The following is a 23,531-nucleotide window of genomic DNA, read 5'->3' on the forward strand; positions in this document are numbered from 1 at the left end:
ACAGTGGAGCGGGTGAGCCTTACTTCCCAGGCACCAGCGTCAACCGCTGGGTGCCATACGCCTTGTCGAAGTTCTGCCGCTGCATCGGGAACGACACGTACTGCGCCTTGAGCCAGGCATCGATGCCGTCCGCATAGTGCGGGCTGGCCGGGTTGCCCGACTGGCCGGTGCTGTTGAGGCCCATCATCGGTTCGACCTGACCGAAGTCGACGATGATGCGCATCGCCGGTGCCAGGAAGGTATCGAAGTTCTGCCCGCCCCAGTGATAAGCCGACGCGTTCAGCGTGCTCTGGTCACCACCGGCCGGATAAGGCCCGCGATCCAGGGTGCTGCTGGCGGCGCTCAGGCCCAGGCGCTGGCTGGCATCGAGCAGCGGCGCGAGTTTGATGCTGTCGGACTTGAAGCTGTAGGTGTGCAACTTGCCCCACTGCCAAGCCTTGCGGTCACCACCCAGCAGGTTGTCACCGGCGGTGACCGCAGCGGCCAGGCTGCGGGCCAGAATCGTCGGTTTGTCTTCCTTCTGCGGGGTACGCACGTCATCCCAGAACGGGCTGTCCTCGCGGCCCAGCAGGTGATCGGCCTGGGCCGAGTAGGACAGGTCGGCATTGGCCACGAAGGCTTTCCAGGTCGGGCTGTCTTGCGGGCCGAGCTCGTCGAGGAAGATCTGCTTGGCGCTCTCCTGCAGGAACAGCTCGTAGAGCGCCGCATCCGCCGAGGTTGGGCTCAAGCGGCCATCGAACGCCATCAAGCGCGAGTAGGCCTCGCGGGCCTTGGCACGATCAGCCTCAGGCAGTGCATCGATAGCGGCCTTGAGTGGCTTGGCCATGCCGGGCGCTTCGAACATCTTCTTCAGCTTGTCGGCGAAGGTGGTGGTCTGGTCGTATTGCATGGCGATCATGCTGCGGGTGTCCTGCTGCGTTGCACTGGCCAACTGCGCCAGGCGCTCGCTGCGCTCCGGGTAGTACCAGGAGTTGGACAACTGCATGCCGTAGCCCTTGCCGATGGTGCGCTGGTTGGCGGTGCCGAGCCAACCCTGGGCAGGGTCCTGGTCATAGGGGTGCAGCATCGGGTCGGCGTAACCGTCCCAGTCGTAGCGCGGCGTCCAGCCCGGCGATGGCACCAGGCCCAGGCCGTCCTTGCGGTTGGGGTAACGGCCGGTGACTTGCCAGCCGATGTGCTGGGCATCGGCGAACACCAGGTTCAGCGCCACTGCGCGGATCTGCCGGCTGGCGTCGGAGGCCTGCTCCACGGTTTGTGCGCGGGACAGGTCGAAGAACGCGTCGAGGCTCTTGTCGTCCTTGAAGTCCGGGGTCTGCAGGGCCAGGCCGTAGCCACTGTTGAAGCTGGAAGGCTGCAGGTCGAGCTGCTTTTGCCCCAAGGTGCCGTTGAGCAACGGGCCGTGGCGGGTTTCATAGACGGTCTCGCGGATCGGCTTCTGGCCCTTGATCAAGAAGGTTTCGTTGCGCGCCATGGCTGGTTGCCATTTGCCGTCGACTTCATACATCAGGCGGCTGCCTTCGCGTTTGACCTTCTCCAGAAACAAGTCCTGATTGTCGCCCATGACCATGGTCATGCCCCAGGCCACCTTGCCGTTGAAGCCGGCGACGATGGCCGGTACGCCCGCGATGGTCACGCCTGCGGCCTGGTATTTCGGCGCGCTGATCTGCATGTAGTTCCAGGCCGAGGGCAGCGAGATCGGCAGGTGCGTGTCGTTGGCGAACAGGGTCTTGCCGCTGCGGCTGTGGGACGGCGCGATGGCCCAGTTGTTGGAGGCAGCGACGCCGAGCATGCTCACGTCGGCGAGTTGCGCGACCACTTTGTCGAGGCCCTCGAGGCTGGCCAGTTGACCACCCAGATTGAGGCCCTTGAGCTTGCTGGTTTCGTCGAAGGGCAGGGCTTCATCGGGGTAGGTCGGCAGCAGCCAGGCGAGCTTGTCGGCGCCGACTTTTTGCGCCAGCACCAACGAGTTGATCTCTTCCTGGAGGTTGACCGAGAGGTTGAAGTTGACCAGGCAGAAAATCAGCGCCGAGTCCTCGGGCTTCCAGTATTCCGGCTTGTAGTCGGCCTGGGCCAGGTCCATCGGCAGGTTGTCGCGGTAACGGAACAGGTAGGCGTTGACGCCACGGGCGTACACCTCGAAGAAGCGCTTGAGGCGTGGCGAGGCGCTGGCGTAGAGCTCGTCGGCGCGGCGCTTGAGGTTGACGGTGCGCATGAAGCGGTCGACGTCGAGCACCCCTGGGCCAGCCATCTCGGCAAGGCGCCCTTGGGCGAGCAGGCGCATGCCGACCATCTGGCTGATGCGGTCGCTGGCGTGTTCATAGCCCATGGCGAACAGCGCGTCGTGGAAGCTGCTGCTTTCGATCAGCGGCATGCCCAGGCGGTTGTGGCGGATCGACACGTTGTTGGCCAGCCCGGTCAGCGGTTGCACCCCGGTGGTCGGCGGTACGCTGGCGGCGTAGCGGTCTTCGAGCCAGCCCTGGCAACCGGCCAGGCTCATCAGCGCGGTGACGGCAGCGGCAGTGCCGAGGGTGGGGAGGAAGCGAAGGCGGGCGGACGAGGCCATGGGTGAAACTCCTGCGGGTCTGGCGTCACAAAGGCGCTACGTTAGTGAGCGCATCGACGCCACGCAAGACGGGGCGGGCTGTTTATTTTCTCATGCAGAACTCACTGACGATGATTTCCTTGTGGGAGCGAGCTCTGCTCGGAGATGGGCCACCCCGGACGCCGGTGCCTGACATGAGGCTCCTTCGCGGGCAGAGCCCGCTCCAGCAGGGGTAATGACGGCTTGGGCGGGTGGATCTTCGCTATCCATTCATAGGCCCGCGCGGTCGCAGGGCGGGCCTTGATGGCGTTGAACCGGCGGTGGACGTTGGGGAAGTCCGCAAGGTCCTGATTCTGCCACTCGTGGGACACGGTCCACGGATAGATGGCCATGTCGGCGAGCAAGTTTTGCTCCCGCTTCATACATCTAAGGGCGCAAAGCTTGCTCACGAAGAGGCCCGGTAGACCACTACGTGATCAGGCGCCGTGGCACTTCTTGAATTTCTTCGCGCTGCCGCATGGGCAAGGATCGTTGCGGCCGACTTCCTTCAAGGCATTGCGCACCGGCTCTTGAGGCGCATGATTGCAATGCGGGCCGTGAACATGGCCATGGGGCTCGTGATGGTCATGTGCATGGTCATGATCGTGGTTGCAGTCGGGGCCATGGACATGGGGTTGCTGGGTCATTTGTGCTTACTCCGGAAGATAATCGCCGGGAATTATCTCACCACTGTGGTCCAGATGCAGGTTATGCCTGAATAAAAATCCGGTTTTCAGCCTGCCTTCCAGACGATAGGGCACGGGACGATCGGGATGCTTGAGCAGTTTCGCCAGGTCGCGCACGTGCTCCCACAGGTTGGTGCGCACCGGGATCTCGTAATATTCCTTGCTGCGCGCCGCCACGGTGAACCAGTCGTCGACCTCTCCGTCGGTCAACAGCGTATCGCCCAGCGTCACCCGGTAGATCAGCCCGCGCACCCGCAATCGCGAGTTGTTGGGGTTGTCGATGCTGAACCGCAACACGAAGCGCTGCTCAAGGACCTTGGCCTTGACCACCTCGACGTGCACCAGATGCACTTGCGGATCCTGGTCAGGGCCGCTGAACCAGGACGAGCAGCCGCCAAGGCCGAGCAGCAATGCCAAGCCTATAGCGTGCTTGAGGCCAACGGCGTGAGTCAGGTGCGTCCTGTAGTTCATCGGTGATTCCCTCTTGCCAGCAGTCTAACAAGCGCCGGGGCGGGGGCAAGCCCTCTGACGGGATATCACGCGGCCCTTGTTGGGCAAAAAGCCCCTGGGTCATACTGGCCCCCAGCCGGCGCGGCCTGTGCGGCCCACTGAGGAGAATTGCCATGAGCGTTTACGAAATCGTCTTTACTGGCCAGGTGCTGCCCGGCGCTCGGCTGGAGGCGGTCAAGGCCAACCTCGCGCGGCTGTTTCAGGCGGATGAACAGCGCATCGAATTGCTGTTTTCCGGGCGTCGTCTGGTGCTCAAGAACAGCCTCGACGCCGCCGCCGCCGAGAAGTATCGATCGACGCTGGAGCGCGCCGGTGCTCTGGTCGAGGTGGTCGACCTTGGTGCCCAGGTCGAGGAAATCGAAATGGCCCCGGCCCCGGCGCAGGCCGTCGGGCGCGTCAAGGTCGTGCCGCGGGATGTCTATATGGCGGCGTTTACCGAGGTGGATGCGCCTGATTACGCGATCGCCGAGGTGGGCGCCGCGATGCAGCCACCCAAACCCGATGTGCCGCCGCCGGCACTGGACCTCAGCCAACTCAGCCTGGCGCCCACCGGCAGTGATCTGGGTCAGGCCAAGGCGGCACCAGCGGGCCCTGCGCCGGATACATCGCATTTGAGCATTATTGGTTGAGGTAGGCAGCGCAGCACTTCTTGAACTTCTGCCCGCTGGCACAGGGACAGGGGTCGTTACGCCCTGCATCGAGGCCCACCGTGGGGTCGATGAAATACCAGCGGCCACTGTTTTGCACGAAAGCCGAACGTTCGCGATGGCTGTGTTCACCGTTGCTGTCGTGCCAGCGCGCGACGAAGGTGACGAAGGCGTGTTCGGGCTGCCCGCCGATGACCTGCGCGTTTTCCACTTCCAGCCCCAGCCAGGTGCTTTGCGCGCTCCATTGCTCGATGGCATCTCGGTCGAGGCCGGGCTGCTGGGCCGGCAGCGTGGTGGCCAGCAGATAATCGATATGGCCCAGCACGTACGCGCTGTATCGCGAGCGCATCAACGCCCGGGCGTCAGGCGCCGGGTGGCCTTCATGATAGTGACCACAGCAGACATTCAGCAGGTTGCCGCTGCCGCAGGGGCAAATCGCCATGCTCATAGGGTCACCACCAATATTTGCCGAAGTTTTCCGGGTTGGCCCAGAACCGCGCATTGAGCCAGTCCGGGACCTGTTTGTACTCACGTAGATCATAGGTGAACAACGTCAGCACCTGGCCGTCGCGCTCGAAGCGCTCGTTGGCCTGCAGGGCCAGGGAATAGAAATCGGTATCGCTCCAGCCGCTCGCGGCCAGGTCCACCAGCACGGCGATGCGGCTGGCGTTGAGATTGCGGATGCCACCGAGCAGTTGCAGGCCCTCGCGCTTGGGCAAATGCTCCAGGCAGTCGATGACCACCGCCAGGTCGAAGCGCTGGCCGGCGAGGTCTGCCGGCAGGGGACCTGGGGCGCAGGACGAGATCCGCGAACCGGAATGGGCCGCAGCATAGGCGTCGAGCGCCGGGAATTGTCCGGCACCGACCACCAGCAGGCGTTCTGCCGCCTGCTGGTCGAGCAGGGCCGCCAGGGCCTGCTGCGGTGTGCGTGTGGAAAAGCCTTCAGTCATGGGGTGTCCTCGATCAGAACTGCCAAGACTAGCCGGGTCACGCGTCGAGGCCTATAGGCGGGTCAATAATTGGCAGATTTCAATCACTTGCGAGGGAACTTTTTCAAAGTGTCAATTTTTCTGCAGCCCGCGCCGGCTTTAGCTTGTAGAGGCGTTGCGGGCCTGCTTTACTGCACCTGGACCGGCATCAGCCGGTAGAAACCAGGAGTAAGACGATGAGAAATCTCACGCGGGGATTCATTCCCGTTCTTCTGGTCAGTAGTGTTCTTTCGGGGTGCGCAATGACCACACACAGTGATGGCAGTGCACCGCTCAACCAAAGGAACTGGCCTATTTGCAGTGTGGTGGGTGGCCTGGTCGGCGGCGGCCTCGGTGCTATCAAAAGTGGTGCGTGGGCAGGTGGCGGTGCAGCCTTGGGGGCTATCGCCGGGGGGTTGATCTGCTTTGCCCATGACGGCGACGAAGACGGTGATGGGGTGTTCGACCGTCGCGACCGTTGCAAAGGCACTCCGCCGCATACGCCGGTGAGCATGGCCAACGGTTGCCCGCTGCCGCAGTATCCAGCCAAGGCACCTGAAGCCCCGCCGCCTGTGCCGCCTGTGGCTGAGCAGGTGATTACGCTCAGTGATGCCGAGAATGTGCTGTTCGCCTTTGATTCGTCGGTGCTGACGCCGGAGTTCCAATCGGAGTTGAGCAAGCTGGTCGATGATCTGAAGAAAACCGACATCAAGGGCATCAAGGTCGTGGGGCACACCGACAGCGTCGGTACTGATGCCTACAACCAGAAACTCTCCGAGCGCCGCGCCGCCAGTGTGGTGAAGTTCCTCACTGCCGAGGGCGTGTCTTCCAGCCTGCTGACCAGCGAAGGCATGGGTGAGAGCCAGCCGGTGGCGGATAACGCGACCGCAGAGGGACGATCGCAGAATCGACGGGTCGAGTTGCATTTGAGTCGTTGAAGCATTGGCGCTGCCGATGACGTCTTCGCGGGCAAGCGTTGCTCCCACCGTGTTGAGTCGCGTATTTGTGGGAGCAGGGCTTGCCCGCGAAGAGGCCAGAGAGGCAGGCCAAAGGTCTTGGCTGGGAAATTGTGCATTCAGGCGCTAAGGTACGCCTCTTTCACTTTTACCGAGGTCGCCGATGAAAGGGCTGTTGTGGTTCGGCAAAATGCTCACGCTGTTGTTCTGGTGGGTAGTGCTGGTCAATCTGTTCGTGCCGTTGGGGCAGCCTTTCGAGTGGCTGATTCACTTCGGCGCCTTGGCGTTGCTGGGGCTGCACGTGGTGGAGTTGGTCGCATTCAATCGGCGCCTGCACGGTCGTAGCCATCCCTGGTTCGATCGCCTGCAGATCCTGCTGACCGGGATCTTCCACGTCATTTCCATTCCCCGTGTCGGGCCCGCAACGACTGCCTGATTGCCCTTTATTGGCGCACTGGCTTCAGCGCCACTGGCTAAAACCATGGTCGCGCCGAGGCCAAGGCGATCACTGCCAGGCCGATCAGCAGGTTGATTCCTACCAACCTGCGGATGCGCGTCATGGCCTCCGCGCCCCTGGTCCAGTCCTGAGCATCCACCGCGCGTCGCAACTCCGGTAATTGCAAGCCCTGGACCCGCAAAAACAGCGCGGCCATGACCACATACAGCCCCATCATCGCCTGCACATAACGCGGCGCACCGTCGAAACCGTGGTAGCGCAGGTGCAGCATGGCCACGCCGCTGATCGGAAGCGTCAGCAAACACAGCCAGACCCAGGCGAAGAAGCGTGGGAAAATTCCCGCCCATAATCCCAGTCGCGTCGGCCCTTCCAAGGTTGCAGCCGCTACGGGCCGCAGGATCATCCAGGCGAAGAACATCCCGCCGACCCACACCACCGATGCCAGGACATGCAAGGTGTAGAAGAAGTTGAAGAGGGCCATGCATATCTCCGTTCGGCGTTCCGAGGTTTAGCGGGGTATGATAGCGACCCGATTGAAACACTGAAAATTTATACAGGCTTCAGCGCCCAAGACTCATGATCAGCACAGCACTCAAATCTCAGATCCAGGGCGCCTATTCGCGTTTCCTCGAAGCCAAGAGCCTCAAGCCACGCTATGGCCAGCGCTTGATGATCGCCGAGGTGGCCAAGGTCCTGGGTGACATCGAGGTCGATGACGAAGGCCGCCGCAGTGGCCCGCCCGCCGTCGTTGCCGTGGAAGCCGGTACCGGTACCGGCAAGACCGTCGCCTACAGCCTCGCCACCATTCCGGCTGCCAAGGAGGCCGGCAAGCGCCTGGTCATCGCCACGGCCACCGTCGCCTTGCAAGAGCAGATCGTCTACAAGGACCTGCCCGACCTGATGCGCAACAGCGGGCTGAATTTCACTTTCGCCCTGGCCAAGGGGCGGGGGCGCTACCTGTGCCTGTCCAAACTCGACGCGCTGCTGCAGGAGGGCCACGCGCAAACCGCCACGGCCCAGCTGTTCGAAGACGAAGGCTTCAAGATCGAGGTCGATGAGGTCAGCCAGAAGCTCTTCACCAGCATGATCGAGAAGCTCGCCGGCAATAAATGGGATGGCGACCGCGACAGCTGGCCCCAGGCGCTGGAAGATCATCACTGGGCGCGGCTGACCACCGATCACAGCCAGTGCACCACCCGGCACTGCCCCAACTTCCAGCAATGCGCCTTCTACAAGGCCCGTGAAGGCATGGGCAAGGTCGATGTGATCGTTACCAACCACGACATGGTGCTGGCCGACCTCGCTCTGGGTGGGGGCGCCGTGCTGCCCGATCCGCGCGATACCCTCTATGTATTCGACGAAGGCCACCACCTGCCCGACAAGGCCATTGGTCACTTCGCCCATTACAGCCGCCTGCGCTCCACCGCCGACTGGCTCGAGCAAACCGCCAAGAACCTCACCAAGCTGCTGGCCCAGCACCCATTGCCCGGTGATCTGGGCAAGCTCATCGAGCAGGTACCGGAGCTGGCGCGGGAGATCAAGGCGCAACAACAGTTCATGTTCGCGGCATGCGAGCAGGTCGCGGACTTCAAGCCGGGCGAAGACATGGAAGGCCGCGAGCGTCCCCGTCATCGCTTCGTCGGCGGGGTGATTCCCGAGCACATGCGCGAAATGGGCATCGAGCTGAAAAAAGGCTTTTCGCGCCTTACCGACCTGTTCACGCGCTTGAGCGATCTGCTCAAGGAGGGCATGGAAGGGGAGGTCAATATCGGCATCGCCAGCCACCAGGCCGAAGAGTGGTATCCACTGTTCGGTACCTTGCTGGCACGTGCCTCCGGCAGTTGGGAGCTATGGACCGCGTTCACCGCCGAAGACCCGGAAGACAGCGCCCCCATGGCGCGTTGGTTGACGTTGTCCGAGAGCGGCGCGCTCTATGACATCGAGGTCAATGCCAGCCCGATCCTGGCGGCCGAAATGCTGCGGCGAAATCTGTGGAACGTGGCGTACGGCTGCCTGGTCACCTCGGCGACCCTGACTGCACTGGGCAAGTTCGACCGCTATCGCATGCGCGCCGGCATTCCCAAGGATTCGGTGACCACCGTGGTGCCAAGCCCGTTTCATCATGCCGATGCTGGCGTGCTGCGCGTTCCGGACCTGGGCGCCGATCCCCGGGATGCCGCCGCCCATACCGCCGCTATCATCCGTGACTTGCCCGACCTGGTCGAAGGCTCGCGCGGCACCCTGGTGCTGTTTTCCTCGCGCAAACAGATGCAGGACGTCTTCGATGGACTGGATCGCGACTGGCGGCGTCAGGTGTTCATTCAGGGCAACCTGTCCAAGCAGGAAACCCTCAACAAGCACAAGGCGCGAGTCGACGGTGGCGAGAGCAGCGTGCTGTTCGGCCTTGCCAGTTTCGCCGAAGGCGTCGACTTGCCTGGCGCCTATTGCGAGCATGTCGTGATCGCCAAGATCCCCTTCGCCGTACCGGACGATCCCGTCGAGGCGGCGTTGGCCGAATGGATCGAGGCGCGGGGCGGTAATCCGTTCATGGAAATCGCCGTGCCCGATGCCTCGCTGCGCCTGATCCAGGCCTGTGGTCGGCTGCTGCGCACCGAGCAGGACCGCGGCACCATCACCTTGCTGGATCGCCGTGTCGTCACCCAGCGCTATGGCAAGGCGATCCTCAATGCACTGCCGCCGTTCCGCCGCGAAATCAGCTGAGCCGTTGACCGCTCAGGTCCAGTGCGGGCATTGAGCGCAATGCCCTTCTATGCTGTCTATACACAAATACCGAGGTCCGCCGGGCCTCATCGAGGAGATACATCCGTCTATGTTGCGCCGTTCCCTGCCAGCTGTACTTGCGCTGATGTTCGTGGCTCCACTGATGGCCGCCGAGAGCGAGGCACCTGCCGTGCCCGCCAGCGCGCCGAGCCAAATGCCAGTCGCTGCCACGCCGAGCACTGAGGCGCCAACCCCTGTTACCCCGGCAGCCGCTATCCCGCCATCCGCCACTTCGGCTGCGGACTCCAGCGGCCCGGCCGGCGCTGGCGGCGCGCAGGCACTGTTCAACTTCGTGCGACCGACCGATACGGTCAAGATCATCACGCAGGGTGCCGATCTGCCTCAGGCCAATGCCGAGCAGACCGCTGAGGGTGAGGTCTTGCGGCGCGTTACCTTCAGTGCGGCAGACAAACCCAGCTTGCGCCTGGCACCCCCGACCGGGGTGTGGGACTGGCGGCAGAACAGCGCCCTGACCCTGCGCGTGCAGAGTGCAATGGATTGGGCCCTGACCCTTTATGTCACGCTGCAGAGTACTGACGGCAAGACCCTCACCAGCCGCATCGATCTACCGGCCGGTCCTGCCCAGACGGTGATCGTGCCGCTGCTGGCCAGTTCGCCATCCAGCCAGGGCATGCGTGCCGGCCCGCCGATGCCCTGGACGCAGGACGGCCAACGCGTGCTGCTGGCCAGCAGTGCCGGTGACCTGAGTCGTGATCAGGTGGCGTCGGTGACGCTGTCGCTGGACAAGCCCAACGTCGCGCAAAGCATTTTGGTCGAACGTGTGGCGTTGTTGTCCGGCGATACGCTGCAGAAGGCCGCGTACAGCCAGATCGTCGATGCCTACGGGCAGTTCACTCGCAGCCGCTGGCCGGAAAAAATCAGCAGCGACGAGCAACTCCAGACCGAAGCCGGGCGCGAGCAGCAGCAACTCAAGGGCTGGCTGGCTGAGCGTAAGAAATCGGGCCTTGATCGATTTGGTGGCGTGACGGGCGGCGTGAGCTTCGAGGCCACTGGTTTTTTTCGCACCCAGAAACAGGACGGTCGCTGGTACCTGGTGACGCCTGAGGGCCATCCGTTCTATTCGCTCGGGGTCAACGCGGTGACGGCCGACAACGAGCGGACTTACACAGAAGGCCGTGAATGGATGTTCTCCAGCCTTCCCAAGCCTGAAGACCCGGCGTCGGCATTTTACGGCCAACGGGATGATCGCAGTGGCAACGGCTCGGCCCAGGGCGTGGGCTATAACCATGGGCGCTGGTTCGATTTCTATGCTTCCAACCTGCAGCGCACCTATGGCAAGCCTGGCGCGCCGGCGGCGTTCGATGCCGCGCGCTGGCAGGCCCATACCCTTGATCGCCTGCAAGGCTGGGGTTTCAACACCATCGGTAATTGGAGCGACGCTGGCTTCGAAAGCGCCGAGCGCGTGCCCTACACCCTGCCGCTGTCGATCGTCGGCGATTACGCCAGCATCAGCACTGGCATGGATTGGTGGGGGCGCATGCCCGACCCCTTCGATCCACGCTTTGCCATGGCCACCGAGCGCGCCGTGGCTATCGCCGCCCGCGATCATCGCGAAGATCCTTGGCTGATCGGTTACTACGCGGACAACGAGCTGGCCTGGGCCGGCCCCGGCGCCACGCCTGAAACCCGCTATGCGCTGGCCCTTGGAACGCTCAAGCTGACGACCGATATCCCGGCCAAGCGCGCTTTTCTCAAGCAGCTGCGCGATAAATACCGCAATCAGGAAGGGCTGTCGAAAGCCTGGGGCATCCAGCTATCGGCGTGGGAATTGATGGAAGATCCCGGCTTCCAGGGCCCGCTGCCAAACGCCGAACATCCACAGATCGAAGCCGACTACCAGCACTTCCAGGAAACCTTCGCGGACACCTACTTCAAGACCGTGTCCGATGCGTTGAAATGGCATGCGCCGAACCAACTGCTGCTAGGCGGCCGCTTCGCTGTCAGCACTCCGGAGGCGGTCGAGGCCTGCGCCCAGTATTGCGATGTGCTGAGCTTCAACTTCTACACCCCGACGCCGCAGGACGGCTATGACTTCAAGGCCTTGGCGGCGCTGGACAAACCGGTGCTGGTCACTGAGTTCCACTTCGGCTCGCGTGATCGCGGTCTGTTCTGGCCGGGTGTGATGGAGGTGGCCCATGAAGAGGACCGTGGCCCGGCCTACGATAAGTTTCTCGATGCCGCCTTGAAGGAACCGTCGATCGTCGGTGTGCACTGGTTCCAGTATCTGGACGAACCCCTGACCGGGCGCTTGCTGGACGGCGAAAATGGCCACTTCGGCCTGGTGGCGATCACCGATCTGCCCTATACCGGATTTGTGACGTCGGTACGCAAGAGCAATCTCGCCGCCCTTGACCGGCTGCGCAAGCTGGCCCCGGCTGTTGCAGCCCCGGCCCATGATGGCAAGGGCGGTGCCCATGGCGCGGCTGGCGGCCCTGGTCATGGCGGCAAAGGCGGCTCGCACTGACCGGATAACCGGCCATGGGCGCCACCCAGCGCCCATGGGTTCCCAAACGCCGCGCAGACTGGAACAATGCCCGCACTTTTGTTCATGGGTTGCGGGGGCTTTCGGTGCAGATTCAGGGTCATTACGAGCTTCAGTTCGAACCGGTACGCGACGCTTTCGCGGCGTTGTTCGATGATCCTCAGGAGCGCGGAGCGGCATTGTGCATCCAGATCGGCGGCGAGTCGGTCATCGATCTGTGGGCCGGCACCGCCGACAAGGACGCCAGCCAGGCCTGGCACACCGATACCATCGCCAACCTGTTTTCCTGCACCAAGACCTTCACGGCGGTTACCGCCCTGCAACTGGTGGGCGAGGGAAAGCTCAGCCTCGACGTGCCGGTCGCCCATTACTGGCCGGCGTTCGCTGCCGCGGGCAAGGAGCGGGTCACCTTGCGGCACTTGCTCAGTCACCGTGCCGGCCTGCCTGCGTTACGCCAGCAGTTGCCGGCCGAAGCGCTCTACGACTGGCAGGTAATGGTCGATGCCCTGGCCGCCGAAGCACCCTGGTGGACGCCCGGTACCGCCCATGGCTACGCGGCGATCACCTATGGCTGGCTGGTGGGCGAACTGATTCGACTGGCCGACGGTCGCGGCCCGGGCGAGTCTATCGGCGCGCGAGTGGCACGGCCGTTGGGGCTGGATTTCCACGTCGGGCTGGATGACCAGGAGTTCCACCGCGTCGCCCATATTGCCCGTGGCAAGGGCAACAGTGGCGACGACGCCTCCCGGCGCCTTTTGCAGGTCACCATGCGCGAGCCCGAAGCCCTGAGCACCAAAGCCTTCACCAATCCGCCTTCGATCCTGACCAGCACCAACAAACCCGAATGGCGGCGCATGCAGCAGCCAGCGGCGAACGGGCACGGTAACGCCCGCAGCCTGGCCGGCTTTTATAGCGGCCTGCTGGACGGGCGGCTGCTCGAGCCGGAGCTGCTCGAAGAGCTGACCCGCGAGCACAGCATCGGCCAGGACCTGACCCTACTGACGGCCACGCGCTTCGGCCTGGGGTGCATGCTCGATCAACCGTACGTGGCCAACGCCACGTTTGGCCTCGGGCCGAAGGCGTTCGGCCACCCGGGCGCCGGTGGCTCCATCGGTTTCGCCGATCCCGAGCGAGACGTCGCTTTCGGTTTTGTCACCAACACTTTGGGGCCTTATATCCTCATGGACCCAAGGGTGCAGCGGTTGTCAGCGGTGCTGGCGAGCTGTCTTTGAGCGAATCGACCGACGGTGCGCTATGATGCGCCGAATGTTCTACTATCCAATCAATAGTTTATGCGGGTTTGTTAACCCGATTTATCTTCACATCACCTTGCGGACTGATCATGTTGCCGAATAAATCCCTCGCTTTTGCACTTTGCCTGGCCATTACCGGTTGCGCGCAAACCCCGTCCCAGAGCGGTGCCGACACCGGGCCGCACTGGTGGCAGTTCGGTTTTCAACAGCCGGCGGACAAAGGTGTCGAGCAGGCGGTGAACGATCGCGTCGCCAAGGCTGATGCGGCCTCCGATGCCAAGGCCCAGAGCGAAAACCACTGGTGGTGGCCGTTCGCAAGCAGCGACAAACCAGCCGATGCCCCGGCCGTGGCAGCCGTTCCCAAGATCGATGCCAAAGCGACCAAAGCCTGGCTCGACAACTACGAGCCCAAGGTGCGCGAAGCTCTCAAGGACAGCAACTTTCAGGTCGAGCGTCGTGAAGACCTGCTGGTCATCACTGTGCCTGCTGACAGCAACTTCAACCCCAAACGTCCGGAAATGCTCCTGCCAGTGACCCTGGGACCGATCACCCGCGTCGCCAAGGTCATCGAAACCGATCCGAAAACTGCCGCATTGGTGCTTGGTCACGCCGACACCAGTGGTGCTGCCAGCGCCAACCAGTCGTTGAGCCTGCAGCGTGCACAGTCAGTGGCGTCGATCTTTCGCCTGAGCGGCCTGCAGCGTGACCGCCTCAACCTGCGTGGCATGGGCTCGGTCATGCCGCGCGCCGCCAACGATAGCGTCGAGGGCCGTGCCCTTAACCGCCGCGTCGAAATCATGCTGACCCCGCAAGAAACCATGATCGCGCTGGTAGCCCGCTATAATCAACCGACGCCACCGGCAGCCGAGATGGTCGCGGTGCAGGACGTCAAGCCGTTGCCAGCAACGACTGCAGCCAAGCCTGCTACCGCCGCAGCCAAGAAAACCGCCGGCAAGAATGCCGTTGCCGCCAAACCTGCAGCAACCAAGAAAAAAACCGCTCCGGCCAAAGCGGCGACTCCAGCGAAAAAAACCGTAGCCAAGAAAGCCACTACTGACACCACCAGCAATAACTGAGCGGCGGATAAACAGTCATGAGCCAAGCCATCGCTGACATGCGTCGCGACTACACCCGGGACGGGCTCGCCGAGGCGCAAGCCCCGGCCGAACCTTTCGCGCTGTTTCGGCGATGGTTCGAAGACGCTGTAAAGACCGAACAACCCCCGGTCGAGGCCAATGCCATGACCTTGGCTACCGTGGACGCGCAAGGGCGTCCGCATTGCCGGGTGCTGTTGCTCAAGGGCCTGGATGATCAGGGTTTCACCTTTTTCAGCAACTATGGCAGCGCCAAGGGCCAGCAACTGGCGGACACCGGACTGGGTGCGATGACGTTCTTCTGGCCGATGCTCGAGCGCCAGGTGCGTATCGAAGGGCGAGTGGTCAGGGTCAGTGCTGAAGAGTCCGATGCCTACTATCAGGTGCGTCCGCTGGGCAGCCGGCTCGGGGCCTGGGCCTCTCCGCAAAGCCAGGTTATCAGTGACAGAGCCGAACTGGAGGCGCTGTTGGCGCAGACCCAGCAGCGCTTTGCCGATGATGCGCCCACTTGTCCTCCCCATTGGGGTGGTTATCGACTGCTGCCCGAGCGCATCGAGTTCTGGCAGGGCCGCCCGAGCCGCCTGCACGATCGCCTCAACTACCGCCTCGAAGGGGCCGCCTGGACGCGCGAGCGTCTGGCACCCTGATCCTCCTCCTGTACAATGCGCCTGACCTTTCGGGCGCTTGTGCTGTCGACTGAACAAGGCCGCTGCAGCGATGCCAGCACCGCCTGACATCTCTGTACCTGAGCTGAATGGAAGCAAATTTAAACAGCTTGTTTCGTGACACCGAGCAGACTGCGGCGTCTAATAGCCATCTGCCAATCTGGAGTATTTCTCATGCGTAAATCTGTTGTGATGGTTGCCTTTTTCTCTACCATGTCACTGTTGTTGAGCGGTTGCATGTCCGATCTGAGTGGCGACTCCTACTCCCGCGATGAAGCGCGCCGTGTGCAGACCGTGCGCATGGGCACCATTGATTCGCTGCGGCCGGTCAAGATCGAAGGCAGCAAGACCCCAATCGGCGCTGGCGCTGGTGCGGTAGTCGGCGGCGTCGCTGGCAGCGCGATTGGCGGCGGCCGCGGCAGCATCATCACCGCTGTCATTGGCGCCGTCGCTGGTGGTTTGGCGGGTTCGGCCGCCGAAGAAGGCCTGACCAAAACCCAAGGCGTGGAAATCACCGTTCGCGAAGACGATGGCAGCATGCGCGCCTACGTCCAGGCCGTGCAGGAAAACGAGATTTTCCGTGTCGGTGAGCGTGTTCGCATCATGACCGTCGACGGCACCAGCCGCGTCGCTCACTGATCCAGCGCTGCAATAAAAAGCGGGCCCTTGCATGCAAGGGTCCGCTTTTTTATGCCTGCTGGTTAGGTAAGTTCACGCCAGGTTGGATTTTTTCCTGCTGGCCGCTGCCGTGATCGCGTAACCCAGCAGCGCGGCGATCACCGACCCGGTCAGGATACCCATGCGGTCTTCGCCGGCATACTCGCTGACCCCTGGCACAAATGCCAGCGAGCCGACGAACAGGCTCATGGTGAAGCCAATGCCGCACAGTACGGCGACGCCGAAAACCTGACCCCAGTTGGCGCCGGACGGCAGCTTTGCAATGCCGATTTTTATCGCCAGCCACGTGAGCCCGAACACGCCAGTGGCCTTGCCCAGTAGCAGGCCCGCGGCGATACCCATGGGCACGTGATGGGTGAAACTCTCCAGCGTCACGCCTTTGAGAGACAGCCCGGCATTGGCGAACGCGAACAGCGGCAGGATCGCATACGCCACCCAGGGATGCAGGGCATGTTCCAGGGTGGCCAACGGCGCGGGCTTGTTGCCCGTACGCAGGGGAATGCAAAAGGCCAGCGCCACGCCAGCCAAGGTAGCGTGTACGCCGCTCTTGAGCACGCAGACCCACAAGATCACACCAACGATCAGGTAGGGCGCCAAGCGCACGACACCCAGGCGATTCATGCCGATCAGCACCGCCAGGCAAGCGGCGGCGAGCAGCAGGGCCATGCTTGACAGTTCGCTGGTGTAGAACAGGGCGATGATAATGATCGCGCCCAGGTCATCGATGATCGCCAGGGTCATCAGGAATAGCTTGAGGCTGGTCGGCACACGGTTGCCCAGCAGCGCCAGTACGCCCAGCGCGAAGGCGATGTCCGTGGCGGTTGGAATGGCCCAGCCGGCCAGCGCTGCGGAGTCGTGGTGGTTGAGCCACCAATAGATCAGCGCGGGCACCAGCATGCCGCCAATGGCTGCCGCGCCGGGCAGAACGATCTGTGCCGGGTTGGACAATTGGCCTGCCAGCACTTCGCGTTTGACCTCCAGCCCGATCAGCAGAAAGAACAACGCCATGAGCCCGTCGTTGATCCACAGCAGCAGAGGCTTGTCGATCTTCAATGCGCCGATCTGCGCTACCACTTGGGTATCAAGGAAGCCCTGATAGAGGGATGACAAAGGCGAGTTGTTGATGATCAATGCCAATACGGCACCCGCGATCAGCAGCAGGCCGCTGGACGCTTCCATTTGGATGAATCGGGTCAGAGCGCCGCGAATACGCATGGCAGCCTCGTTGAAGAATGTTGAAGGACCGCCACCCTAACCCGTGTCGTCAGTTGTTAAAATAAAATTTATATTCTTTTTTGTTATAAGTAGCAGGGCCGGGAGTTTTGCGGTTTTGGGCTAATAGGACGTGTCTGATAAGTGTTACAACCCGTTTCTGAAGCATCGATGTAGCGAGGGGCTCGCCCCCGAAAAGAGTGTCGGCTACAGGGCTGTGGCTGGCACTCTGATCGCGGGCTCGCCGATTCGCTACAGGCGTTACGGTGTTGGGATACCAAGGATATCCCGCGCCACCGCCTCGGCGATGCGGATTCCGTCGACACCCGCCGACAGAATACCTCCAGCGTAGCCTGCGCCTTCACCCGCCGGGAACAGGCCGCGAACATTGAGGCTTTGCAGGTCGGCGCCGCGAGTAATGCGCAGCGGCGACGAGGTCCGGGTTTCGATACCGGTGAGAATCGCGTCGTGCATCGCATAGCCCTTGATCTGCCGGTTGAACGCCGGCAGCGCCTCGCGGATAGCCTCGATGGCAAAGGCCGGCAACGCCAGGGCCAGATCGCCCAGCGATACGCCGGGCTTGTACGAGGGCTCGACGCTGCCCAACTCGGTCGATGCCTTGGCGGCGACGAAGTCCCCCACCAGTTGCGCGGGCGCGTGATAGTTGCTGCCACCCAGCAGGTAGGCTTTGGATTCCAGCTGTTCCTGCAACTCGATACCGGCCAGCGGGCCACCCGGGTAGTCCTGCTCGGGGGTGATGCCGACGACGATGCCGGAGTTGGCATTGCGTTCGTTACGCGAATACTGGCTCATGCCATTGGTGACCACGCGCTCGGGCTCGGAGGTCGCCGCGACCACGGTGCCGCCTGGGCACATGCAGAAGCTGTACACAGAGCGGCCATTCTTGGCGTGATACACCAGTTTGTAATCGGCCGCGCCGAGTTTCGGGTGGCCGGCGTACTTGCCCAGCCGTGCCTGGTCGATGACGGTCTGCGGATGCTCGATACGGAAACCCACCGAAAACGGCTTGGCCTCCATGAACACGTCGCGGGCGTGCAGCATGCGGAAGGTGTCGCGGGCGCTGTGACCCAAGGCCAGCACCACGTGCCGGGACAGCAACTGCTCGCCGCTGGCCAGTTCGATGCCTTGCAGTTGCCCGTTGTCGATCAGTACATCGGTGACTTTCTGTTCGAACCGCACCTCGCCACCCAAGGCTTCGATTTCCTTGCGCATGGTTTCGACCATGCCGGTCAGGCGGAAGGTGCCGATGTGCGGTTTCGACACGTAGAGGATCTCGTCCGGCGCACCGGCTCGCACAAACTCATGCAGCACCTTGCGGCCGTGGTGCAGCGGATCCTTGATCTGGCTGTAGAGCTTGCCGTCGGAGAAGGTTCCGGCACCGCCTTCTCCGAACTGCACGTTGGACTCGGGGTTGAGCACGCTTTTACGCCACAGGCCCCAGGTATCCTTGGTGCGCTGTCGGACTTCGCGGCCGCGCTCCAGCACGATCGGCTTGAAGCCCATCTGCGCCAGCAGCAAGGCGGCGAAGATGCCGCATGGGCCGAAGCCGACCACCACAGGACGCTCGCCCAGGTCGGCCGGCGCATGGCCGACTACTTTGTAGGTGACGTCCGGCGCCGGATTGACGTTGTGATCGTCGGCGAACTTTTGTAACAGTGGCGCTTCGTCGGCGACTTCGAGGTCGATCGTGTAGATGAACTGCAACTCGCTGTTTTTCTTGCGGGCATCGTAGCTGCGCTTGAACAGGGTGAAGTTCAGCAGGTCAGCGTCGCTGATGCCCAGGCGCTGCACGATGGCAGGGCGCAAGGCCTCGTCGGTGTGGTCGAGGGGCAGCTTGAGTTCGGTGATTCGTAACATGACAGGTCCAATATCCGAGCCGCAGGGACGGCCCCGCAGCTTTTTCTAGCCGGCGATTATAAGCTGGCAGGGCCTGCCTGCGTCAGGCTAAATCAGACGTTCAGTCGTTGCGCCCACCACCGAAATAGCCGCAGCCGCGCTGAGCCTGGCCGTTGACGCGGATTTCGGCAGTCAGAAACTGCACGCTGGCGCCGTCGACGCAGCGCTGCGGCGCCAACCAGACATCGATGCGCTGGTCGTTGGCGGCACTCGACAGGTTGAGGCGGCCGTCGGGCAGTTGTTCTTCCAGATAGGGCAGGGCCAAGGGGGCTTCGCCGGCACGGTTGAGGACCATCCCGCTGGCGCTGACTTTCAGTTCCCATTCAGGGTTGTGGCCGCTGGCATGCACGGTTTGCAACTTGAAATTGGGATCGCTGCAGGCCGTATCGGAACGTTCGACGCGGTACAACTGCGATAGTTTGAGCGTGCCATCCATGCCCCCGGTCTTGCTGGCATCGAAGCTGCCGCGCAGGTCGACGAACAAGGTGCCAGGTTTGCTCGCCAGGTTGCCGGCTTCCTGCAGCACGCCGGTGTTGCCGACATCGCTCACCGCAAAGCGGCGATGTTCGCCACAAGGTTGAAACAGCAGATGACCGCCTTCGCCAATCAGTGCGCCTTGCATGCGCGTGAGCCCGGCATTGGGGTGCGGTTCGTTGGCGCCCAGTCCGAGCATCTGGCAGGCGGAAAGCAACGGCAGGAGGGTGAGGAGTGCAGCGGTGCGCAGGTGATGCATTGACGGGGCTCCTTGAACGAGGCGGCCACCGTAGCACAGGCAATAATGGTAAACGTCAAAACGGTGTTGGGGGTTGGCTGGGGGCGGTGTCAGGGCGGGCCTCTTCGCGAGCAAGCTTTGCTCCTGCAGTGCCAGCCGATATCGAGTCGCACTGTAGGAGCAAGGCTGCGCGTCCGGCGGCGAAGGGGTCATCAGCCGCGCCGTATGGATCAGCCGCCCAGATACGCCTCGCGCACCTTGGGATCGGTCAACAACGCCTCGCCCGAACCTTCCATCACCACCCGGCCGTTCTCCAGCACATAGGCGCGGTCAGCGATTTTCAGCGCCTGGTTGGCGTTCTGCTCCACCAAAAACACCGTCACACCATCCTTGCGCAGTTGCTCGATGATATCGAAGATCTGCTGGATGATGATCGGTGCCAGCCCCAACGAAGGCTCGTCGAGCAGCAGCAGCCTGGGCTTGCTCATCAACGCCCGGCCGATGGCGAGCATCTGCTGTTCGCCCCCGGACATGGTGCCGCCGCGCTGGTTGAAGCGCTCCCTGAGCCGCGGAAACAGCGCCAGTACCTTGTCCATCTGCGCCTGGTAATCGCCCTTGTCGGTGAAAAAACCACCCATGGCAAGGTTTTCCTCGACCGTCAGCCGCGCGAAGATCCGCCGCCCCTCGGGCACCACCGCAATGCTCTTGCGCATGATGATCGAGGAGTTCTGGCCCACCAGTTCTTCACCCATGTAGCGGATGCTGCCCGAGTGCGCCTGGGGCGAACCGCAGAGGGTCATCAGCAAGGTCGATTTACCCGCGCCATTGGCGCCGATCAGGGTCACGATCTCACCTTGACGGACCTCGACGTTGACGCTGTGCAGCGCCTGAATCTTGCCGTAGAAGGTCGAAACGTTTTCAAACTGCAGCATTTACGCTTCCCCCAGGTAGGCTTTGATCACGTCAGGATTGTCGCGGATCTGTTCAGGCGTGCCATCGGCCAAGGGTGTGCCTTGATTGATCACCACGATGTGGTCGGAAATGCTCATGACCAGTTTCATGTCGTGTTCGATCAACAGCACGGTGGCGTTGTACTCCTCGCGCAGGACGCTGATCAGCGCTTTGAGATCCTCGGTTTCCTTGGGGTTGAGGCCAGCGGCGGGTTCGTCGAGCATGAGAATGCGCGGGCGCGTCATCATGCAACGGGCGATTTCCAGGCGACGCTGTTGGCCATACGCCAGGGTACCGGCGGTACGGTTGGCGAACTCCTTGAGGTTGACGCGCTCCAGCCAGTGCTCGGCGTACTCCATGGCTTCGCGCTCGCTGCGGCGAAACGCGGGGGTCTTGAAGAGGCCGGAGAAAAAGTTGGTGTTGAGGTGCCGGTGCTGGGCGATCAACAGGTTTTCGAGAGCGGTCATTTCCTTGAACAGGCGTACGTTCTGAAAGGTGCGCACCACGCCCTTGCGGGCGATTTCGTGGCCGGGCATGCCCTGGATCGGCTGGCCGTCGAGCAGGATGGTGCCGCCAGTAGGCTTGTAGAAACCGGTCAGGCAGTTGAAGACCGTGGTCTTGCCGGCGCCGTTGGGGCCGATGAGGGCGACGACCTGTTTTTCCTGGACCGTGAGTCCGACGCCGTTGACCGCCAGCAGGCCGCCAAAGCGCATGCTCAGGTTGCTGACTTCGAGAATGTTCCGGATCATTTACGCAGCTCCAGGTGTGGCCTTTGCATCGGGAGAAAGCCCTGCGGACGCCAGATCATCATCAGCACCATCATGGCGCCGAACATCAACATGCGGTATTCGCTAAAATCGCGCATCATTTCCGGAAGCACGATCATCACGATCGCGGCGAGTATCACCCCCAGTTGTGAGCCCATGCCACCCAGTACGACGATCGCGAGGATGATCGCCGACTCGATGAAGGTGAACGACTCGGGAGTGACGAGGCCTTGGCGAGCGGCGAAGAAACTGCCCGCGAAGCCCGCAAAGCTTGCGCCCAGGGTGAAGGCCGACAGCTTGATGATGGTCGGATTCAAGCCCAGTGCCCGGCAGGCGATTTCGTCTTCACGCAGCGCTTCCCAGGCACGGCCGATGGGCATGCGCAGCAAGCGGTTGATGATGAACAGCGCCGCCAAGGCCAGCACCAGCGCCACCAGATAGAGGAAGATCACCTTGCCTACCGGGTTGTACGTCAACCCGAAGTAATCGTAGAAGGTCTGTCCGCCATCTGCGGCAGTGCGATCGAAGCTCAGGCCGAACAAGGTCGGTTTGGGGATGCTGCTGATACCGTTGGGACCGCCGGTGAGATCGGTGAGGTTGCGCAGGAACACCCGAATGATCTCGCCAAAGCCCAAGGTCACGATCGCCAGGTAATCACCACGCAAGCGCAGCACCGGGAAACCGAGCACGAAGCCGAACGCCGCTGCCGCCAGGCCGGCAATCGGCAGGCACACCCAGAAGCTGAAACCGTAGTAATGCGACAGCATGGCGTAGGTGTAGGCACCCACCGCATAGAAGCCGACATACCCCAGATCGAGCAGGCCGGCGAGGCCGACGACAATGTTCAGACCCAGGCCCAGCATCACATAGATGAGCACCAGAGTGGCCAGGTCAACCGCGCCCCGCGAGCCGTAGAACGGCCAGATGAACGCCAGCACGATCAGGCCGATGATGAACCACTTCTGGGTGCTCGGCAGGGTCAGGAAGTTGCTGGCGCTGGGCGGGATCAACGCGCCCTGGCGACGGGATTTCCAGGCAGCGGTCAGGGAACGATCGAACAGCACACGCAAGAACATCAGGACCGAGCACAGGGCGATGATGGTCACCGTAGTGGTGCTGGCGTTTTCGACGATCAGGTTAATGCCATCGATCGACAGCTTGAGGCCGAGCACCGGGTAGGCCACGGCCCACACCAGCAACGCGCTGAACAGCGCGGATTTGAGAGGACGGGTCATACTTTTTCTACCTCCGGACGGCCAAGAATGCCCGTGGGGCGGAACAGCAGCACCAGCACCAACAGACCGAACGACACGACGTCCTTGTACTGATCGCCGAACACATCGGCGCCGAAGGCCTCGGCCACGCCCAGCACCAGGCCGCCGAGCATGGCGCCCGGGATACTGCCGATGCCGCCGAGTACTGCTGCGGTAAAGGCCTTGAGCCCCACCAGGAAGCCGGCATTGGGGTTGATCACGCCATATTGCATGCTCAACAGCACGGCGGCGATCGCCGCCAACGCGGCACCAATGACGAACGTCAGGGCGATGATGTTGTTGGTGTTGATGCCCAGCAGGTTGGCCATCTTGATGTCTTCGGCGCAGGCGCGGCAGGCGCGGCCCAGCCGCGAACGCGAGATGAACAGGGTGAGGCCGAGCATGGCGATGAGGGTGATCGCGAAGACCAGTACCTGCATGTAGGAGATCAGCACTTCCTGTGCCCCGCCGGGGCCGAAGGAGAAGTTGCCGGGCAACAGGTTGGGGATCGATTTGTCCTTGGAATCCTGCGAGAGCAGCACGGTGTTTTGCAGAAAGATCGACATGCCGATGGCGCTGATCAGCGGAATCAGGCGGTTGCTGCCGCGCAGCGGTCGGTAGGCGATGCGTTCGATGCTGTAACCGTAGGCGCTGGTGACCACGATGCTGGCGATGAACGCCACAGTCATCAGCAGCGGCAAGCTGTGGATACCGAACATGGCCAGGCCGGCGATGGCGATGAACGCCACGTACGAGCCGATCATGTATACCTCGCCATGGGCGAAGTTGATCATGCCGATGATGCCGTAGACCATGGTGTAGCCGATGGCGATCAGGGCATAGGTACTCCCGACAGTCAGGCCGTTCACCAACTGTTGGAAGAAGTGATAAAGGTCGGGCATTGCTGTGCTCCTAAATACAAAGCCCACTGCAGGGAGCA

General features: G+C 62.5%; 22 protein-coding genes and 1 pseudogene. 9 read left to right on the plus strand and 14 right to left on the minus strand.

Going from position 1 to position 23,531, the window contains the following annotated elements:
- Nucleotides 1-19: 19 nt before the first annotated feature.
- From LIX93_RS16240 to LIX93_RS16255, 4 genes and pseudogenes are all read right to left on the minus strand, one after another.
- Nucleotides 20-2,563, minus strand: a complete 2,544-nt coding sequence (locus LIX93_RS16240; RefSeq protein ID WP_226505073.1) for a penicillin acylase family protein — start codon at nucleotides 2,561-2,563, stop codon at nucleotides 20-22.
- Between the two features lie 101 nt (nucleotides 2,564-2,664).
- A pseudogene (locus tag LIX93_RS16245) lies at nucleotides 2,665-2,943 on the minus strand (hypothetical protein); the annotation flags it as partial.
- Between the two features lie 75 nt (nucleotides 2,944-3,018).
- Nucleotides 3,019-3,228 carry an SEC-C metal-binding domain-containing protein gene (locus LIX93_RS16250; protein ID WP_226505074.1) on the minus strand — a complete coding sequence of 70 codons (210 nt, stop codon included), beginning with the start codon at nucleotides 3,226-3,228 and terminating at the stop codon, nucleotides 3,019-3,021.
- 6 nt (nucleotides 3,229-3,234) lie between these two features.
- On the minus strand, nucleotides 3,235-3,738 hold the full coding sequence (locus LIX93_RS16255) for an LEA type 2 family protein (protein WP_226505075.1): 504 nt from the start codon (nucleotides 3,736-3,738) through the stop codon (nucleotides 3,235-3,237).
- Between the two features lie 152 nt (nucleotides 3,739-3,890).
- Between LIX93_RS16255 and LIX93_RS16260 the strand changes: the two genes are divergently transcribed.
- Complete coding sequence (locus tag LIX93_RS16260; RefSeq protein ID WP_226505076.1) at nucleotides 3,891-4,406, plus strand: hypothetical protein; 516 nt, start codon at nucleotides 3,891-3,893, stop codon at nucleotides 4,404-4,406.
- Here LIX93_RS16260 and LIX93_RS16265 read toward each other — a convergent pair.
- Nucleotides 4,396-4,872 (minus strand): YchJ family protein, encoded by a 477-nt coding sequence (locus tag LIX93_RS16265; protein WP_226505077.1) that lies wholly within the window; start codon nucleotides 4,870-4,872, stop codon nucleotides 4,396-4,398. The genes LIX93_RS16260 and LIX93_RS16265 overlap by 11 nt on opposite strands.
- Before the next feature lie 4 nt (nucleotides 4,873-4,876).
- On the minus strand, nucleotides 4,877-5,374 hold the full coding sequence (locus LIX93_RS16270; protein WP_226505078.1) for a DUF6231 family protein: 498 nt from the start codon (nucleotides 5,372-5,374) through the stop codon (nucleotides 4,877-4,879).
- A gap of 215 nt (nucleotides 5,375-5,589) precedes the next feature.
- Between LIX93_RS16270 and LIX93_RS16275 the strand changes: the two genes are divergently transcribed.
- Both LIX93_RS16275 and LIX93_RS16280 read left to right on the plus strand, forming a co-directional pair.
- Nucleotides 5,590-6,330 carry an OmpA family protein gene (locus LIX93_RS16275; protein WP_226505079.1) on the plus strand — a complete coding sequence of 247 codons (741 nt, stop codon included), beginning with the start codon at nucleotides 5,590-5,592 and terminating at the stop codon, nucleotides 6,328-6,330.
- 181 nt (nucleotides 6,331-6,511) lie between these two features.
- Nucleotides 6,512-6,784, plus strand: coding sequence for a DUF1145 domain-containing protein (locus tag LIX93_RS16280; RefSeq protein ID WP_226505080.1), 273 nt, complete (start codon nucleotides 6,512-6,514; stop codon nucleotides 6,782-6,784).
- A 37-nt stretch (nucleotides 6,785-6,821) separates the two neighbouring features.
- Here LIX93_RS16280 and LIX93_RS16285 read toward each other — a convergent pair whose 3' ends face one another.
- A complete protein-coding gene (locus LIX93_RS16285; protein ID WP_226505081.1) occupies nucleotides 6,822-7,286 on the minus strand; it encodes a DUF2269 family protein in 465 nt (154 codons plus the stop codon).
- 95 nt (nucleotides 7,287-7,381) lie between these two features.
- Here LIX93_RS16285 and dinG point away from each other — a divergent pair, with 95 nt between their 5' ends.
- From dinG to LIX93_RS16315, 6 genes are all read left to right on the plus strand, one after another.
- Nucleotides 7,382-9,526, plus strand: a complete 2,145-nt coding sequence (gene dinG / locus LIX93_RS16290) for an ATP-dependent DNA helicase DinG (RefSeq protein WP_226505082.1) — start codon at nucleotides 7,382-7,384, stop codon at nucleotides 9,524-9,526.
- A gap of 109 nt (nucleotides 9,527-9,635) precedes the next feature.
- On the plus strand, nucleotides 9,636-12,071 hold the full coding sequence (locus LIX93_RS16295; RefSeq protein ID WP_226505083.1) for a beta-galactosidase: 2,436 nt from the start codon (nucleotides 9,636-9,638) through the stop codon (nucleotides 12,069-12,071).
- 104 nt (nucleotides 12,072-12,175) lie between these two features.
- Nucleotides 12,176-13,321, plus strand: a complete 1,146-nt coding sequence (locus tag LIX93_RS16300) for a serine hydrolase domain-containing protein (RefSeq protein ID WP_226505328.1) — start codon at nucleotides 12,176-12,178, stop codon at nucleotides 13,319-13,321.
- Between the two features lie 110 nt (nucleotides 13,322-13,431).
- Nucleotides 13,432-14,418: an OmpA family protein gene (locus LIX93_RS16305; RefSeq protein WP_226505084.1), complete on the plus strand. Its 987-nt coding sequence runs from the start codon at nucleotides 13,432-13,434 to the stop codon at nucleotides 14,416-14,418.
- 17 nt (nucleotides 14,419-14,435) lie between these two features.
- Complete coding sequence (gene pdxH, locus LIX93_RS16310) at nucleotides 14,436-15,083, plus strand: pyridoxamine 5'-phosphate oxidase (protein WP_226505085.1); 648 nt, start codon at nucleotides 14,436-14,438, stop codon at nucleotides 15,081-15,083.
- A 192-nt stretch (nucleotides 15,084-15,275) separates the two neighbouring features.
- A complete protein-coding gene (locus LIX93_RS16315) occupies nucleotides 15,276-15,740 on the plus strand; it encodes a glycine zipper 2TM domain-containing protein (RefSeq protein WP_226505086.1) in 465 nt (154 codons plus the stop codon).
- Between the two features lie 72 nt (nucleotides 15,741-15,812).
- Here LIX93_RS16315 and nhaA read toward each other — a convergent pair whose 3' ends face one another.
- From nhaA to livH, 7 genes are all read right to left on the minus strand, one after another.
- Nucleotides 15,813-16,994, minus strand: coding sequence for a Na+/H+ antiporter NhaA (gene nhaA / locus LIX93_RS16320; RefSeq protein ID WP_226505087.1), 1,182 nt, complete (start codon nucleotides 16,992-16,994; stop codon nucleotides 15,813-15,815).
- Between the two features lie 258 nt (nucleotides 16,995-17,252).
- Complete coding sequence (locus tag LIX93_RS16325) at nucleotides 17,253-18,869, minus strand: NAD(P)/FAD-dependent oxidoreductase (protein ID WP_226505088.1); 1,617 nt, start codon at nucleotides 18,867-18,869, stop codon at nucleotides 17,253-17,255.
- Nucleotides 18,870-18,969: 100 nt separating this feature from the next.
- Entirely contained in the window at nucleotides 18,970-19,641 is a 672-nt protein-coding gene (locus tag LIX93_RS16330; protein WP_226505089.1) for a hypothetical protein, read from the minus strand.
- Nucleotides 19,642-19,850: 209 nt separating this feature from the next.
- Entirely contained in the window at nucleotides 19,851-20,552 is a 702-nt protein-coding gene (locus LIX93_RS16335; RefSeq protein ID WP_226505090.1) for an ABC transporter ATP-binding protein, read from the minus strand.
- On the minus strand, nucleotides 20,553-21,320 hold the full coding sequence (livG, locus tag LIX93_RS16340; RefSeq protein WP_226505091.1) for a high-affinity branched-chain amino acid ABC transporter ATP-binding protein LivG: 768 nt from the start codon (nucleotides 21,318-21,320) through the stop codon (nucleotides 20,553-20,555).
- Complete coding sequence (locus tag LIX93_RS16345) at nucleotides 21,317-22,573, minus strand: high-affinity branched-chain amino acid ABC transporter permease LivM (protein WP_226505092.1); 1,257 nt, start codon at nucleotides 22,571-22,573, stop codon at nucleotides 21,317-21,319. The genes livG and LIX93_RS16345 overlap by 4 nt, the downstream gene beginning before the upstream one ends.
- Entirely contained in the window at nucleotides 22,570-23,493 is a 924-nt protein-coding gene (gene livH, locus LIX93_RS16350; protein ID WP_226505093.1) for a high-affinity branched-chain amino acid ABC transporter permease LivH, read from the minus strand. Before livH ends, LIX93_RS16345 begins: the two co-directional genes overlap by 4 nt.
- Nucleotides 23,494-23,531: the final 38 nt, after the last annotated feature.

Origin of the sequence: Pseudomonas sp. MWU16-30317 (assembly GCF_020515695.1) — a bacterium.
GTDB lineage: Bacteria > Pseudomonadota > Gammaproteobacteria > Pseudomonadales > Pseudomonadaceae > Aquipseudomonas.

Excerpts from the sequence above, each read along its gene's own strand:
- LIX93_RS16270 (WP_226505078.1), bottom strand. The coding sequence starts at position 5,374 with ATGACTGAAGGCTTTTCCACACGCACACCGCAGCAGGCCCTGGCGGCC.
- LIX93_RS16325 (WP_226505088.1), bottom strand. The coding sequence starts at position 18,869 with ATGTTACGAATCACCGAACTCAAGCTGCCCCTCGACCACACCGACGAG.
- LIX93_RS16315 (WP_226505086.1), top strand. The coding sequence starts at position 15,276 with ATGCGTAAATCTGTTGTGATGGTTGCCTTTTTCTCTACCATGTCACTG.
- pdxH (WP_226505085.1), top strand. The coding sequence starts at position 14,436 with ATGAGCCAAGCCATCGCTGACATGCGTCGCGACTACACCCGGGACGGG.
- dinG (WP_226505082.1), top strand. The coding sequence starts at position 7,382 with ATGATCAGCACAGCACTCAAATCTCAGATCCAGGGCGCCTATTCGCGT.
- LIX93_RS16335 (WP_226505090.1), bottom strand. The coding sequence starts at position 20,552 with ATGCTGCAGTTTGAAAACGTTTCGACCTTCTACGGCAAGATTCAGGCG.
- LIX93_RS16345 (WP_226505092.1), bottom strand. The coding sequence starts at position 22,573 with ATGACCCGTCCTCTCAAATCCGCGCTGTTCAGCGCGTTGCTGGTGTGG.
- LIX93_RS16255 (WP_226505075.1), bottom strand. The coding sequence starts at position 3,738 with ATGAACTACAGGACGCACCTGACTCACGCCGTTGGCCTCAAGCACGCT.
- LIX93_RS16275 (WP_226505079.1), top strand. The coding sequence starts at position 5,590 with ATGAGAAATCTCACGCGGGGATTCATTCCCGTTCTTCTGGTCAGTAGT.
- LIX93_RS16240 (WP_226505073.1), bottom strand. The coding sequence starts at position 2,563 with ATGGCCTCGTCCGCCCGCCTTCGCTTCCTCCCCACCCTCGGCACTGCC.
- LIX93_RS16305 (WP_226505084.1), top strand. The coding sequence starts at position 13,432 with ATGTTGCCGAATAAATCCCTCGCTTTTGCACTTTGCCTGGCCATTACC.
- LIX93_RS16265 (WP_226505077.1), bottom strand. The coding sequence starts at position 4,872 with ATGAGCATGGCGATTTGCCCCTGCGGCAGCGGCAACCTGCTGAATGTC.
- LIX93_RS16295 (WP_226505083.1), top strand. The coding sequence starts at position 9,636 with ATGTTGCGCCGTTCCCTGCCAGCTGTACTTGCGCTGATGTTCGTGGCT.
- LIX93_RS16285 (WP_226505081.1), bottom strand. The coding sequence starts at position 7,286 with ATGGCCCTCTTCAACTTCTTCTACACCTTGCATGTCCTGGCATCGGTG.
- LIX93_RS16330 (WP_226505089.1), bottom strand. The coding sequence starts at position 19,641 with ATGCATCACCTGCGCACCGCTGCACTCCTCACCCTCCTGCCGTTGCTT.
- livG (WP_226505091.1), bottom strand. The coding sequence starts at position 21,320 with ATGATCCGGAACATTCTCGAAGTCAGCAACCTGAGCATGCGCTTTGGC.
- nhaA (WP_226505087.1), bottom strand. The coding sequence starts at position 16,994 with ATGCGTATTCGCGGCGCTCTGACCCGATTCATCCAAATGGAAGCGTCC.
- LIX93_RS16280 (WP_226505080.1), top strand. The coding sequence starts at position 6,512 with ATGAAAGGGCTGTTGTGGTTCGGCAAAATGCTCACGCTGTTGTTCTGG.
- livH (WP_226505093.1), bottom strand. The coding sequence starts at position 23,493 with ATGCCCGACCTTTATCACTTCTTCCAACAGTTGGTGAACGGCCTGACT.
- LIX93_RS16250 (WP_226505074.1), bottom strand. The coding sequence starts at position 3,228 with ATGACCCAGCAACCCCATGTCCATGGCCCCGACTGCAACCACGATCAT.
- LIX93_RS16260 (WP_226505076.1), top strand. The coding sequence starts at position 3,891 with ATGAGCGTTTACGAAATCGTCTTTACTGGCCAGGTGCTGCCCGGCGCT.